Below are 14178 nucleotides of genomic sequence, written 5' to 3'. Positions count from 1 at the left end.
GCGCGACCCCCCGCAAGCCGCTCGGAATAAATTTAAAGTTTTTTCAGATTAATAACGGGTATTTCATCGAGGCGCGGAAGTCCTCTTCCGTCCCGATTGCTGGGGGTGACATAAAGTAAAGCATCGGGACCCAGCACGACGGCTTTCAATCGCCAAAATTCTCCCTCAAAGTATTTGTGGAGGTCATGCCTTATTTATAGGTCATGCCTTATTTATATTGAATACGTAAAGTGCTTCGCCCCTAAGCCCAACAAAATAAAGTTTCTCGCCAATTAGCCGCACCGGCTGGGGCCCACGTGGGCTCGCCACTTTGAAGAATAGGCGACTCCATGCTGCCTCGTTTTTCATTGCCTCGAATGATTGGGCAACGATAGTTTTTGCCAGGTTTTATTAGATTAATTTCATCATGCGCATCAGACCCATGTTCCGTTGACCAGAGATTTCCAGCTTTATCCCAAGCAACACCTTGAAAATTTTGATAACCGTAAGAATAAACAGGAGAGCCTGGAAAAGGATTGTCAGCAGGTATGCTTCTATCGTCTTTAATTCGTAAAATTATTCCTGCAAGAGATTTCAGATTTTGTGCGCCCTTGGCTACTTGGGCGTCCCCCGTAGTAATGTACAGGTAGCAGGTAGCCATCGGGCCCGAATTTGATCCTGCCTCCGTCATGCGTGCAGGCAGCGGATATATTATCGAGAATAACTTTTTGATTAATAAGCTGATTATTCATTACTTCATAACGAAGCGCTTTATTAACATAACGCCCATCAGACCTTTAAGTGTAATAAAGGTAACCCCAATGATTTTGTTGAAAATGCGGGTGAACTGTTATCCCGAATAAACCACTTTCGGCAACGGAAGCAACTTCATCAATTTTAGCGACCACCTTTATCACCGGTTTCTCTGACTGTAAATTGATTAATAAAAGCCGGCCTTTTCTTTCGGTGACTAAAAGATTTCAATTGGGCAAAAAAATCAGCGACCAGCGAACCTCTAAGAACCTCTAAAGCACTGACGAGGACAGAAACCGATGGTGCTTCGCTGGCTCTATTATTCTCAACGGAAAGCGATTTTGAATTCGGATTAGAATGAAACCTTCTTTCCAATGGCTTCCACAAGCCCAATACGATGGCAATTACTGCCAGGACCACCAAAAAAATTAATAAAAACTGTGACTCTTTCATAAAGGTATTTACTTATACATTTTTAACTTTGCTACGAAAGGGATTGAATTAAAACGGGTACTTCTAAATTCAATCTGGATAAACGCTAAGGGAAAAGTCGCCGTCCTTAGAGTTTGCATTCCTGCTGTCTGCTGGAATGACGAAAAAAGAATATGCGTTATAATAGTGAAATTCATAGAGTTGATGGGTTTATACAGTGAGAAAAATAAAATTGTTAATTATCGAAGATGAAATCGCTATCCGAGATATGGTCCGCTTTTCGTTACCGGATGAGTTTGAACTTCTCGACGCAGAAGATACGGCAAAAGCGATTAAACAACTGACCACTCAAATCCCCGATCTCATCCTATTGGATTGGATGCTTCCCGGCAAAAGCGGCATTGAATTTATCGAATGGATAAAACAAAAAGAAATTTGGCAAGATATTCCTATTGTTTTGTTAGCTGCCAAAGCGGAAGAAGAAAATAAAGTCAGAGGTTTAATGAGCGGTGCTGATGATTATATTACAAAACCTTTTTCCCCCCATGAACTAATTGCTAGGATAAGAGCCATACTTCGTCGTGGGCCATTACTTTCCTCCAACCATGAAATTAAAATGGGTGATATTAGAATCAATACAGCAAAACATCTCGTCACTGTTAGAGAGAAACGCATTGCTCTTTCACCCATGGAATATAAAATGCTTCATTTTTTTATGAAACATCCAAATAAAACCTATAGCCGAGACCAATTGATTACTTATATCTGGGGCGGGAATATTTATATCGATGATCGTACGGTTGACGTTCAAGTTCGTCGATTACGGGATAAATTAAAAAAATACGATCATCATCATTTAATTAAAACCATTAGAGGCGCTGGTTACCAGCTTTCAACCGATGATACAAAGAACACATAAATTAAATTTAAAAAAATTACCTAAAGCAGCCAGAGAGCATATTAACCAACTTGAACGTATTCGTAGCGATTTCGTTGCCAACGTTTCTCATGAACTTCGCACACCATTGACAGTAATTCGCGGCTATTTAGAGACATTGCTTAAAAAAGAAGTAAGAGACACGAAATCCTATCAAAAAATTTTCCAGCAAATGTATCAACATAGCACGCGAATGGAAACGATCATTGACGATCTTTTGTTGCTTTCTAGGCTGGAAAGCGACGATCATCCTACCGAAGAAAAAAGAAATGTTGATGTCTCTGAAATTTTAAAAATGCTTTGCGCGGATGCCGAACGAATAAGCGGTGAAAAGCAACATCTCATTCAATTAAAAGCCGAACCTAACTTATACATTAGCGGTTCAGAAGAGGAATTAAAAAGTTTGTTTTCCAATATCATCATTAATTCCGTGAAATACACGCCATCCAAAGGCCGGATTAATGTGAAATGGTATCGAGATGACGATCGCGCTGTATTTAGTGTCGTAGATACCGGCATTGGCATCGCCAAGGTCCATATCCCCAGAATTACCGAGCGTTTTTATCGGGTAGACAAAGCCCGTTCACGCGAAAGCGGCGGGACGGGACTTGGACTTGCGATTGTCAAACACGTCTTAATGCGTCACAATGCTGGATTACATATTGAAAGCGAACCGGGTAAAGGGAGCATTTTTACCTGCCGATTTCCACTAACTTTCTAAACGATTAAATCAATTTGGAATACTGCTGTAAGACGCGATCAAGGGTTAACAAACGAATATGCGTGTCGAGCAATAAACGAATTACTTACTTTCAAATTGATTAATAATGTCATCAGGCAGCGGAGCATCAAAATCAACCGCAATTTTTATTTTACCTTTCAGGCTTCCTGCTTTGCGTTGTGGCTTTACCGCTTCAATAGGAAGCAACTTCGCGGTAAGTTTTTCCGCTTTGGCAATAATCACTTCTTCCCCATGCGAAACAGCATCGACTAATTTAGAAAAGTTTATTTTAGCCGTATGGATGTTCACCGTACTTATTAGTTTCTCCCCAGGCTAAGTTTAGTTTAGTCTATTTCAAAAACAGAATAGCAATTGTCATCAAATTGTCACAATAACTTGATATCGTAATGCCAAAAGAAACTGTCAAAGGATGCTTATGACCCATCAGGTTCAAAACCCTACGCTAGAATCTTTAGACGAACAGAAACTTAATCACCTGCATTGGCGTATAGTAATTACCGCTGGGACAGGATTTTTTACGGATGCTTATGATCTATTTGTTATCGGCGTTGTCACGGCATTATTGATGCCGTTATGGCATCTTAGCGCCTCTCAAATTGCGCTGTTAAACGGTGCTTCGCTTGCCTCGGCAGCTGTAGGGGCGGTAATGTTTGGATGGTTTGCCGATAAATTTGGTCGAAAGAAAATGTATGGTATTGAAGTGTTTATCCTATTTATCGGCGCTTTGCTTTCGGCTGCTTCGCCTTCTTTTGATTGGCTTTTGGTTTCTCGAATTATCGTAGGCATTGGAATCGGGGGCGATTATCCAACTAGTGCTGTCGTGGCGAGTGAATATGCCAATCGAAAAAATCGTGGCTTTTTAGTGTTGCTCGTGTTTGCGATGCAGGCGGTGGGGTTGATTATAGGTCCGCTGTTTGCTTCTTTATTGATGGCGTTTCATCTGTCCGATGCGGTTGTATGGCGACTATTACTCGCTTTTGGAGCGCTGCCGGCAGCCTCTGTTTTTTATTTACGAAGAAGAATAGCGGAAACGCCACGATTCTTATTAAACAAATCACCACTGGAAGTAAGCCGTGTGGTCAGTGACCTGGCGGGTCACTCTGACACGGCGGCCGCCACTCCTGTTGAAAAACTCTTCTCCCCGAAATGGCTTAAATGCTTGATCGGAACTGCTGGTGCCTGGTTTTTGCTAGACGTCGCTCTTTATGGCAACGGTGTCTCCTCCGTGCTTATCATGAAAGCGATTAGCCCTCACGCCTCATTATTAAAACATACCCTTCTTTCTGCTCTTATTTTTCTGTGTTTTGCCGTCCCCGGCTATTTTTTCGCTGCGACCTATGTCGATAAGATTGGGCGAAAGACGCTTCAAATAGCGGGTTTTGGCATGATGAGTTTATGTTATCTACTCATTGCCGGAATTCCGCATATTAGTGATCAGTTACCTCTCTTTGTGGGAATTTTTGGAATCAGTTTCTTTTTTATCAATTTCGGGCCTAATGCAACAACTTTTCTGATTCCTTCCGAAATTTATCCCATTCACCTGCGTGCACGAGCACACGGATTATCCGCCTCTGTAGGTAAAGCAGGCGCGTTTATCGGCGCTTTCTTTTTACCTTTGTTATTAAAAGGTATGGGGCTGGTCTACACAATGGCGGTCGTAGCAATCGCTTCCTTTCTCGGTATTTTTGCAACTTTTTTAGTGCTTGAAATGAAAGGGGTTTCTCTGGAAAAACCCCAGTAGTATTGTTGTTCATTTTGTGCCAGCCTCAAAAGACCGGCCCACCGGCCACTTTATAAAAGGAACTACGTAGGAAGCGATTCAAATGGACAATCATATTATTGGAAGCGCAGCCAGAGCTCGAAAATGCCTGTAAATCCATCGACTGCTAAAAGCGGCGGGTATTGAAAAGGCTGTTCTTGGCGAAACTCATAGCTCTTTTTTTTTATTAATCGATTCCGAAATTAAAGAAATGCTGAGTTTTTGTGCTGAAGCGGGTTTTGACATGATATTTTTGCCCGGCCCTCGCCCCGAGTACGACAGGAAGGCCACTTTTTAGCGAAGTTAGTTTTTCATCGAACAAGGACGGCACCTCAACAACTACGATCTCGGGCTCCTTAAAATATTAAACGAGATGCGAACAAAGCAAGTGCTGCTGAATGATCTTATACTCGTCTCTATACACTGAAGCATTAGCAATTCCGTCACCGCGACAAGTGTATTTGCAAATTTAGGCAGTGATTAAATAGTCACGCTGCATGATGTCGGACTTTCCGTTCTGCAAAACATGCGTCGATTATTATCTTCCGCCGTAACGTTGAGCGCACCCATTGATACTTATGAAACTAAAAACAGCTTCATTCGTTATTATGAAATTCCGGAAATTTTACAAATCGCATCGCCGATTTTTCTTAAATTAGGTGCGAGCATTCAGGCGTATCTCTATAGCCCTGTCAGCGAGGGGATGCTTAAAAAGCGTATCAAACGACTGCTACTGGGAGTGGAAAAATTAAAAAATCAAATTTAGCCGTCAAAGAAATGTCTTATCTTTCAAAGCATTGGTGTCTTCTGCAAATTGGATCTGATAGAATGTTAAAAAATTCAGAATCATTAGGGTCTGTTAGGCATCTGCGCAATGAAAAAGACCATCAAGCAGTTAGTCCCAAAAATAACAGCGATTCCCCGCGAGATTCACGATCACCCGAAGTGCCTTTCAAAGAAAAAAACAGCCGCTTTAGTGATAAAAACTTTGTGTGCCCATGGCTATGAAACCATCGAACGCTTCGGGAAAACCGGTGTCGTTGCGACTTTAGGTACTAGAGGTCCAGGAAAAACCCTTGGATTCCATACCAACATGGATGCTCTTCCGCTGCCTGAAACAAATACTTTTTATCATAAATCGAAGTACAAAAATGTCATGCATGCCTGCGGCCATGACGGGCATACCGCCATTCTCTTAACCATTGCTGTAGAATTAGCTATTCACAAGGAAAATTTAAACGGAAAATTTAAGCTAATTTTTCAACCTGCCAAAGAAATTGGGAAAATCAAAAAAGTAATGATCCAAGAAGGTGGCTTAAAAAATTTTAATATAGATGCTATCTCTTTCGTTTTCATAATTACCCTACGTTGGCCGTGTGCAAAATTGATTTACGACCGGGCGCAATGTTCGCTGGCATAAGTCGATTTGCTATCAAAATTAAAAGCCAAGGTGACTATGGACATCATTCTTCGGAAACTTACAATCCTATCCATATCGGCGATGATATGATCAATGAAATCACTCAGCTCTCTGCGAGATTAAATTTATCTTCAGAAAATCTTGTTATTACTATCAATCAATTTCATACTGTTAAAGATAACAATGCCATTCCTAGCCTTGCTAGCATTCATGGTAGCATTCGTGCTGTAAATAAAGAAATTAAAAACCCGAAATCAACGAACTCATAAAAAAACGGACCGCTATTTACGATGCAACTATCACCTTGAAAGAAAATTTCAACTGTATACCTATCATCAACGATGAGGATAAAACGGCCATCCTCCAACAAGTAGGTAGCGAACAACTGGGCAAAGAAAATGTCATTTTAACTTATGACGACTTTTTGCCCATTTCACAAATAAAATCCCCCCTGTTATTTTCTCATTGGCAATGGTGAAAATTTCTCTATGGTCCACACCAGCACCTATGATTTCTGTGATGACGGCATTCCTGTTGCGACCTGTATTCTCTGCGAAGTCTCGTTAAGAATGCAGTCGCCAGTTTCTAAGAAACACGGCACCGAAATTTTTGAAAGTCTTTCTATTTCATAAGCATCTAAGAAAAATTTAAGAAAAAGCAGAAAGTTTACTGCTCAACAGCAATCTCTTTTCGTTATCAACCTCATAAATTCCCCCTAAATTTTCTACTTTTACTCCTTCTTTTTAAAAGGAAAGTAAGGATAGAAAATTGAGAAATTTTTTTACGCTTATGGAAAAAGGAACCGGAAAGTCTTGAAACTTATTCCGTGGAACTGGTAGAAGATGGTTGTCAATCTTTTACGGAAATAAGACGCAACAGATTACACAGATTCCCCTCATCGGATACGCTCAATTCTGCAATCGATGGCACTTGGTACCAAGAGGATTTTTTTGTAGCTATCGAAGAAATGATGATCAAGAAAAATTATCTACGACTTTAATTTTATTTATAGCTTCACGCGACGCTATCTCCTTAGCACTTCAAAATCTCTAAACTGGTTCGCTCTACTGACTTTTATTTTGGAATCTTATCAAGGCCTCTCCATCGAAACCGCCGATAAACTATCTTACGCGCTTTGCTTATTGCTTACATTTATTGGTGGCGGTTTTCTTGAATCTGTTTTGGCATTTTTTCCTAAAAAAATAGTAGCTTTCTCACGGAAATCAATGCAGTTTTTCAATTTCCAGAAAATGTTCTATTAAAAGTGGCTGGGTTATTAATTACTATTTGTCCGCCGGTTAACATTAGTCAAGATCAATATCAATCGGATGCTGCGTGCATGCTTTCATCCCGAGGGATGATGCCTCTTAAATTGCTCCCTCTTTTTGTTCTATTTGGTCTTTATTCTTCAATTAGCGAATATCTAAATTGAAATCCTATCCACAATAATGAAACTTTAAGCAACTTCCTTTGCTTAAATCCGCGAAGCCCCATAGCATGAATAAGCTTTTCGGCTCTTAATGCGGGCATTTCCGCATTTGGCTTAACCACTTTCTTGGAATACTGTCGGATTATTACGGGAAGCGGCAGAATCCCGTTCACTGTACATGCCACCATAGCCCCCTTTATATGTTTTATGCTGTTTTATTTGAATATAAAGGAATTGCGCGTAAAACGATTTATACATTCAATGAATTTATGAGATCCTTGGGGGGGTAATTTCCATCCAATCGACCACTTAATTTTTACACTCATGGATTTGACGTACGGTAAACATAATCAAGAGATCGGTGCTCCAAACAGGATCTGTATTATTTTGCTTTCCTCGTTAGGTTTAGGAGTTCTTCGAGCATACGAAGCTTATTTGCATCGTTTTAAACAATTAGAAGATTTTTCATTTTATAAAAATTGCACCTCTGATGGTTATAATGTTTTCGTTCCCTCTCCTGGCTTCTTTACAGCTAATGATCTTCATTGTCTCGAAAAAGAATTTGAATTTAAATTTGAGGATGAGTATACGTCTAAGGTTTTGGATGAAATTCTTGGGTTAACTTAACCCGTTAAAGGAAGACTCTACTTTAACAACAGTAAATTACAATACATTACAATAGCTTATTAACCAGCTTAACAGTAATTCCCGCGCACAAACCACAAAGCGTATCGGAGATATAGGCGGTCTTTTAGGCTTCGTTGCTTCGATTTATCTGGGTGTGCTTGGGGTAAATTTGCAAAGCGGCGTCATTGGCCTGTCCCTGCTGTTATTTTCTACACCTTATTAACCGGGACGTCTTTATCCATTACATTTTCAAAAATACGCGATTAATTTATGAAATAGCAAACAAAACTGCCTGATTGATGGAAAGAATGGAGTAAAACAGTCGGCGTAGCTTTGTTATCACTAACCGTTACCATTCCTATCACGTCGCTCTCATACGAAGAAATGAAATCAATACCAGAAATAAGAATGCAAGGCGTAGCTATTGCTTCCAACATACTCGTGCTTCTAACCCAGATTTTATTATTTCACTGCTCAATCAATACTTCATTACCTCGAATCACTGTTTTTGCACACTAGGTAAATAACCGCTGTCAGTTCCCTGCCTTGTCCAATTCCGCAAAAAAAATCTATCTCATCGATCGACAACTCGAAAAAACTGAAAGGCTTTTAAAAGGACTCACCGATAGCGATATAGAATTAATATTTACTACTATTAGGAGCAGTGATAAATGGAATTCCGAAGCGATTCCCCAATTATTAAATTAACCACTGATTACCTTCGTACTCAACCGCATGTGGGATATTATTCCCTCTATTCGCGGAATAACGGCTGCGCTTATTAGCTTGGCATCGACTAATACGATGCGGAAATTATCGCTAGAAATATTCACTAATTAATTTCAATTTTTGGGAATGTCTTTACAAACTTTCTTTAGCCTGGCTATGCCGCTTTCTGTTTTGGCGATGTTGATGTTTTCTACTTTTGTCGGTTATGCTGTCGATTTTGCCTGCGATAAATTTTTCTTCTGCATTACTCATATTAGTCATTTATTATGAGGCAGAGGAAATAATATTTCGTCTACAGGTGCTATTTTGCATCGCTTATTATTACGACCAGCAGTTTTTTATCCACGCCTCGAATTGAATACGGAACTTTAGCGAGATTACCCACTCGGCTCAAAAATATTATTAAATAGTGCCACTGCAATTAGCTGGTTCACTCTGGATTTTTAGCCACTAATGAAACTCAAGGAATTAATTTTTAAATCCACCAACCATTGCGATACTTTACTCGCTCTCGTCACAAAACTGCCGGCACTCTTACTGACTTTAAATGAAAATTATATTGATGACATCTACGCGCTTATTCCTGAACCAGACATCCCCCACCGCCGCTGCATTTCTTAAGCAAACCTCGGCAACCTTTTTTACAGGACCATTATCAAGAGTTAACCATCTTGGATACCGTACAGCGCGCTAGATTCCCACCTGCGTGGGGATGACCTTTAAAAAAACGGAACCTTGATATAAATATTCTCATTGTAGGTTGTTTTTTTCTATGAGACTAATTTTAAAAAAACTTTGTCGTCGCCGCGAAGGCAGGGACCTAGCGCACACCGTGCGCAATGATTTTTACATAACCAAACAGTTCTCTGAAGGCTTTATTTCTTCTATGCTCGTTTTCGAGCATTAGTTCTTTAAAAGGGATTGCAAATATCCTTTTAATTGGGCTGGCGTTATTCGAGTGATCCACATACCAAAAAGCAGAACGGTCTCTAAAATCACATATATTGAGTTGTAGATTACGATCGTGATTGAGTTTATGAATAAACGCACAGCTTTCATCGACCCGCTCTTGACGGCCCAATGAAATGCATTACCGCCATTATTATTTATTTCCCTAGTATTGACACCCAAAACATAAATTACATATCTCATGGCCTCTACCGCCCCACTCTGTGCAGCATAGTGGGGAATACTTTTGCCATTACCCTGTATTGTTTGTGTCGATCTCCAACGTTTTAATGGCATACTCCATTGCTTTAATCGAACCACTGAGCACAGCGTAGTACAGAACGTTAGTGTTGTAACCACCGAGACTGTTTGGGTTAATTTCCACAATATCAATCATATATGCCATGGCTTCAATTGATCCACTCCACGAGGTATTATGCAGTGCGTTAGTGTTCTTATTGTCCGTACTTCTGAAGTCGATATTCAAAGTTTCAATGATATATTCCACTGCTTCTTTTGACCCACTGCGTGCAACATGGTGCAGCGCGTTTGTGCCTCACCGGTTAGTAGTTTGATTAGTTATTTTTTCCTGCTCAATCGCGTATTCTAAGGCATAGAGCTCCCAACTTAAACAGTAAACCTCCCATGAAAAAAGTTTAATTCTGTCTTCATAGGGTATTTTTACCAACATCCGATATAATTTTTGATAATCGGTAATCGCGGATAGATTTATCTTACCTAACACCGGTTTAAGACCAATGGCCTCTAAATGCTCTTTCCAAATGAAATAATTTTTTGCATGAATATTAAAGAAGGATGAACAACGAGAAAGGCTAATTGAATTTTTTACATCTAAATAACTAGAGGTAAAATCCATCATTCCTTGTGGCAAATCCCTAAACCAGCTATCGTGACGAAGTTTTTCTTCGGGTGTTCTCATTATAAATTAATAAAAATTTTTGTCCGACGACTCTAGCGAATTCAATGACTCTTCCGAAAAATTTTTAAGGATCAAACCTTTTTCTGCTAAAAAGGTGGGAAAGAAATAATCGAGTCTTCTCCTAATTCTTTGACACACTCTTCCTTAAAAAAATGGAAAAGAATCTTTGCATTAAAAAGTTTAAAATGCTCAATGACTAATTTTCGTAACTCACTTTTAGGCATAACCTCTCCCCTTCACTCCAGTTGGAAAAACATCATGACGTGATAAAATTAAAAGAATCTTAGAAAGTAAATATTGTTACACAACTGCAACGCCAATTTCTCCCCTTTGCACTTCGACTCCGTAATACAATGCGAGTCCAAAAATGCTGGCGCTAAAGGATGCAATAACAATAAAATCCCAACCAAAGGGAATTAGGTGATTCCCGCCAAACGAACCATAGTATGATATTAGTGCTAATCCGGCAATATAACAGACCATCCACCAAGAGGGACGCCATTGCCAATTCAAAGATTTATCGTGTTTAAATAACAAATAAGTACCCAACAACACATATCCCACCAGAATTGCTATTACCATTTTGAAAACCACACCCCAGCCTGACCAATATACAATTAAATTACAGATATAAAATGCTAAGAAGCTAATCGTCTTGGCCATAGGTAAGCGGAAGAGGCGAGCGTGATCAGGTAACGTTTTTCGCAATACAACTAATGATAACGGCCCTACCGCATAAGCGAATACCAATAACGATACCAAAAAAACTCATCATATGCTGCCATGTCGGAAAGGGTAAAAACAAAAATAAACTGATAACGAAATTAAGTAAAATCATTCGATGAGGAACACCGAGACGGTTTAACTTCCTTAAAGAAGAAGGTAAATAACCGCCTTCGCTCACTGCAAAGGCTAATCGAGCGGTAGAGGCAGTGTAAATTAACGCCGTTCCAAATGGAGAAATGGCCGCGTCTAAATAAAGTAATTTAGCAAACCAACAGCATTCTTAATGTCATGGCAATACTGGCAGAGGGGCCCGTATCATCCTCAAAACTCAGTGTTTGCCAGCCATGTTGTAACGAAAGCGGGATTTAAAGCGCCGATAAAAGCAACTTGCAATAAGATATACAAAACAATGCAAATAATAAGCGCGCCAATAATAGCTATTGGGGATGGAGCGTTGGGGATTTTTCGCTTCACCAGCCAGTTGAATAACGGTGCTGTAACCGATAAATGAAAATATCACTCCCCCTGAAGGCAAAGCCGTTAAAATTCCTTTTATTCCTTGAGTAGCAAACCCATGAGAAGAAAAATTGGTGGTGTGAAAATCAAAAAAACAGCAGCACAATTGCCGTAAATATAGGGACCGCCAATTTAGCGCAGACAATAATCGCATTGGTTTTCGTAAGGTAACGCACCCCGATACTATTAATTACACAAAGAAACGCCAATAAAAATCAGGCTGCAATCAGCCCCGATAAAGTTAAAACAGACTATCCATCCACATTATGCTATGCATTAGCCACGGCAAATAATTACTAGCGTAATGCAGAAAAACCAGCGTTTCGAGCGGCGCCACAGCGATCGAAGAAATCCAGGCAATCCAGGCCCATCGTAAAACCTACCAACGGTCCATGGCTCAATTGCAGATAACGTACGGAACCTCCCATGAAAGAAAAACTACTCCCTAACTCCGCAAACGTCAGCGCGATCAACATCATGAGCCCCCGCCCACAGCCCATGCAAGCATGGCCGAGGCCCAGCCAAACGGGATGCAAAATAAGGAGCAAACAGCCCCCCAACCCGACCCCACAATACCGCCAATTGCAGCAAATAATAAAGCAAGGGCTCCAACCGATCGTTTCATAATAACTTCCTTCCTAGTTTTATTTAAATTAAATTTTATTTCAGAATGAGTTAAGCTTTACGATTAGCTGCTATCGGCCAGCAGGAAGGAGGAATGGAAGGAAACCGAAAAAATGAGTAGTCATGACTTTAATTGAGTCAAATTATAACCAGTTTATCAAGTTGTAGTTTTTCACGCAGCGAATACTAGCAAACAAAAATACCGAGAATGCTTTGCAGCAAGTAGTGGGCGATGTTAAGATGGCTGCTTATGGATTTTCTGGCAAACTACGGTTTATTTCTAGCAAAATTAACCAGCTTACTCCTAGCCATTGCTGTGCTTCTTTTTATTTTCTTTGGCCTATTCTTTGGCCTAATCGCCCACACCAAAAACAAAGCAAAAGGTAAGCTGGATGTTCACAAATTAAATGACAAATACAAAAGCTATCATCGTACGCTTTCAATAGCGATTAAAGGTAAATATGAGCTTAAACGTTTTTTAAAATCTCAAAAAAAAAAGAAAAAGAAACCTAACACCAGCGAAGCGAAAAAACGTATTTTTGTCCTTGATTTTCAGGGCGATATTCGGGCCTCCGCAGTCTGTGCATTGCGTGAAGAAATCACGGCCCTTCTAACGACCGCCACTCACGACGATGAAGTGCTGCTTCGGCTGGAAAGCGGTGGGGGGGTTGTGCATGGTTACGGTTTGGCCGCCTCTCAATTACAACGAATCAAGGATGCTCATATAAAATTAGTGATTGCCATTGATAAAGTGGCAGCGAGCGGTGGTTATCTCATGGCCTGTGTGGCCGATCGCATCATTGCTGCGCCTTTTGCTATCGTTGGATCGATCGGCGTGTTCGTGCAACTACCCAATTTCCACCGTTATTTACGAAAAAAATATATTGATTTTGAACAGATCATGGCCGGTGATTATAAACGGACCCTTACCCTCTTTGGTGAAAATACTGAAAAAGGCCGCGCAAAAATAAAAGAGGAAGTTGAAGAAACGCATATGCTTTTCAAATCATTTATCAAAGAACACCGTCAGGAGGTGGACGTTGAACAAATCGCGACGGGTGAGCATTGGTATGCTTCGAAAGCACTCGATCTCAGACTCGTTGACGAACTCAAAACAAGTGATGATTACTTACTCGCTGCTAGCCAAAATTACGACCTCTTCGAGATACAATATAAACGTAAACCACCTTTAGCTGAACGTGTTTTCCACAACGCCAGTCGTGCTTACCAGCAACTTTTAAATGGCTTAATGAATTAACTCTAACCCTGCGCTTGTGGGATTAGGAGAGGATTTCATATCGTTGCCTACAAAAGTTCACGGCCATTTCCAATTTTTGGGCTTCGTGATCCCGCGCAGGAGTCCAAGCGCGCTGCGCACGCAGTGCGCTGGATCCCCGCCTTCCGCAGCGACGACGAAGTTTTTTTGAAATTAGTCTCATAGAAAAAACAACCTAGAATGGGAAAATTTATATCAAGGTTTCGTTTTTTTAAACGTCCTTTCCGCGCAGGCGCCTAGAGCTCAACTTAAGGGGGCGAGGTAAAGAGGGAATATCAAGTAGTTGAAAAAATGTCTGTCGTTTCCGTGCGTAGGCTGCCTACCGACAGACAAAGAATCGA

15 protein-coding genes and 5 pseudogenes are annotated in these 14178 nt (G+C 40.4%); 8 read left to right on the top strand and 12 right to left on the bottom strand.

Features of this window, described 5'->3' with window-relative positions; all coding sequences use genetic code 11:
• Positions 1 to 32: 32 nt before the first annotated feature.
• Positions 33 to 1304, bottom strand: a pseudogene (locus OWO34_RS01650) (PQQ-dependent sugar dehydrogenase).
• Between the two features lie 33 nt (positions 1305 to 1337).
• On the opposite strand from OWO34_RS01650, the pseudogene OWO34_RS01645 reads away from it, so the two are divergent.
• Both OWO34_RS01645 and OWO34_RS01640 read left to right on the top strand, forming a co-directional pair.
• A pseudogene (locus OWO34_RS01645) lies at positions 1338 to 2083 on the top strand (winged helix-turn-helix domain-containing protein).
• Positions 2064 to 2822, top strand: coding sequence for an ATP-binding protein (locus OWO34_RS01640; RefSeq protein WP_267256332.1), 759 nt, complete (start codon positions 2064 to 2066; stop codon positions 2820 to 2822). Before OWO34_RS01645 ends, OWO34_RS01640 begins: the two are co-directional and overlap by 20 nt.
• Before the next feature lie 81 nt (positions 2823 to 2903).
• Here the strand turns inward: OWO34_RS01640 and OWO34_RS01635 are convergent, their stop codons facing one another.
• Positions 2904 to 3131, bottom strand: coding sequence for a type II toxin-antitoxin system Phd/YefM family antitoxin (locus tag OWO34_RS01635; protein WP_267256331.1), 228 nt, complete (start codon positions 3129 to 3131; stop codon positions 2904 to 2906).
• A 121-nt stretch (positions 3132 to 3252) separates the two neighbouring features.
• Between OWO34_RS01635 and OWO34_RS01630 the strand changes: the two genes are divergently transcribed.
• From OWO34_RS01630 to OWO34_RS01610, 5 genes and pseudogenes are all read left to right on the top strand, one after another.
• The gene (locus OWO34_RS01630) at positions 3253 to 4584 is read left to right on the top strand and encodes an MFS transporter (protein ID WP_267256330.1); all 1332 of its coding nucleotides are present in this window, start codon (positions 3253 to 3255) and stop codon (positions 4582 to 4584) included.
• 544 nt (positions 4585 to 5128) lie between these two features.
• Positions 5129 to 5368 carry a hypothetical protein gene (locus tag OWO34_RS01625; protein ID WP_267256329.1) on the top strand — a complete coding sequence of 80 codons (240 nt, stop codon included), beginning with the start codon at positions 5129 to 5131 and terminating at the stop codon, positions 5366 to 5368.
• 108 nt (positions 5369 to 5476) lie between these two features.
• Positions 5477 to 6654, top strand: a pseudogene (locus tag OWO34_RS01620) (M20 family metallopeptidase).
• A 1121-nt stretch (positions 6655 to 7775) separates the two neighbouring features.
• Positions 7776 to 8078, top strand: coding sequence for a hypothetical protein (locus tag OWO34_RS01615; protein WP_267256328.1), 303 nt, complete (start codon positions 7776 to 7778; stop codon positions 8076 to 8078).
• Between the two features lie 855 nt (positions 8079 to 8933).
• Positions 8934 to 9077 (top strand): hypothetical protein, encoded by a 144-nt coding sequence (locus OWO34_RS01610; RefSeq protein ID WP_267256327.1) that lies wholly within the window; start codon positions 8934 to 8936, stop codon positions 9075 to 9077.
• Between the two features lie 307 nt (positions 9078 to 9384).
• Here the strand turns inward: OWO34_RS01610 and OWO34_RS09705 are convergent.
• From OWO34_RS09705 to OWO34_RS09470, 10 genes and pseudogenes are all read right to left on the bottom strand, one after another.
• Positions 9385 to 9485, bottom strand: a pseudogene (locus OWO34_RS09705) (hypothetical protein); the annotation flags it as partial.
• Between the two features lie 225 nt (positions 9486 to 9710).
• Positions 9711 to 10052 carry an ankyrin repeat domain-containing protein gene (locus tag OWO34_RS01600; protein ID WP_323808256.1) on the bottom strand — a complete coding sequence of 114 codons (342 nt, stop codon included), beginning with the start codon at positions 10050 to 10052 and terminating at the stop codon, positions 9711 to 9713.
• Positions 10009 to 10161, bottom strand: coding sequence for a hypothetical protein (locus OWO34_RS01595; RefSeq protein WP_267256325.1), 153 nt, complete (start codon positions 10159 to 10161; stop codon positions 10009 to 10011). The genes OWO34_RS01600 and OWO34_RS01595 overlap by 44 nt, the downstream gene beginning before the upstream one ends.
• Before the next feature lie 21 nt (positions 10162 to 10182).
• Positions 10183 to 10299: pseudogene (locus OWO34_RS01590) on the bottom strand (hypothetical protein); the annotation flags it as partial.
• A 12-nt stretch (positions 10300 to 10311) separates the two neighbouring features.
• Positions 10312 to 10695, bottom strand: coding sequence for an F-box protein (locus OWO34_RS01585; RefSeq protein ID WP_267256324.1), 384 nt, complete (start codon positions 10693 to 10695; stop codon positions 10312 to 10314).
• A gap of 86 nt (positions 10696 to 10781) precedes the next feature.
• Positions 10782 to 10919 (bottom strand): hypothetical protein, encoded by a 138-nt coding sequence (locus OWO34_RS01580; RefSeq protein ID WP_267256323.1) that lies wholly within the window; start codon positions 10917 to 10919, stop codon positions 10782 to 10784.
• Between the two features lie 76 nt (positions 10920 to 10995).
• Entirely contained in the window at positions 10996 to 11277 is a 282-nt protein-coding gene (locus tag OWO34_RS09485) for a hypothetical protein (RefSeq protein ID WP_323808255.1), read from the bottom strand.
• Positions 11278 to 11383: 106 nt separating this feature from the next.
• The gene (locus OWO34_RS09480; RefSeq protein WP_323808257.1) at positions 11384 to 11635 is read right to left on the bottom strand and encodes a hypothetical protein; all 252 of its coding nucleotides are present in this window, start codon (positions 11633 to 11635) and stop codon (positions 11384 to 11386) included.
• Positions 11636 to 11749: 114 nt separating this feature from the next.
• Positions 11750 to 12091, bottom strand: coding sequence for a hypothetical protein (locus OWO34_RS09475; RefSeq protein WP_323808254.1), 342 nt, complete (start codon positions 12089 to 12091; stop codon positions 11750 to 11752).
• Positions 12092 to 12233: 142 nt separating this feature from the next.
• The gene (locus tag OWO34_RS09470; RefSeq protein ID WP_323808253.1) at positions 12234 to 12485 is read right to left on the bottom strand and encodes a hypothetical protein; all 252 of its coding nucleotides are present in this window, start codon (positions 12483 to 12485) and stop codon (positions 12234 to 12236) included.
• Positions 12486 to 12793: 308 nt separating this feature from the next.
• Between OWO34_RS09470 and sohB the strand changes: the two genes are divergently transcribed.
• Positions 12794 to 13819: a protease SohB gene (gene sohB / locus OWO34_RS01570; RefSeq protein ID WP_267256322.1), complete on the top strand. Its 1026-nt coding sequence runs from the start codon at positions 12794 to 12796 to the stop codon at positions 13817 to 13819.
• The last annotated feature ends 359 nt before the right edge of the window (positions 13820 to 14178 follow it).

It is taken from the genome of Coxiella endosymbiont of Ornithodoros maritimus, assembly GCF_907164965.1.
Taxonomy (GTDB): Bacteria; Pseudomonadota; Gammaproteobacteria; order Coxiellales; family Coxiellaceae; genus Coxiella.
This window is presented reverse-complemented; position numbering and strand designations above follow the sequence as displayed.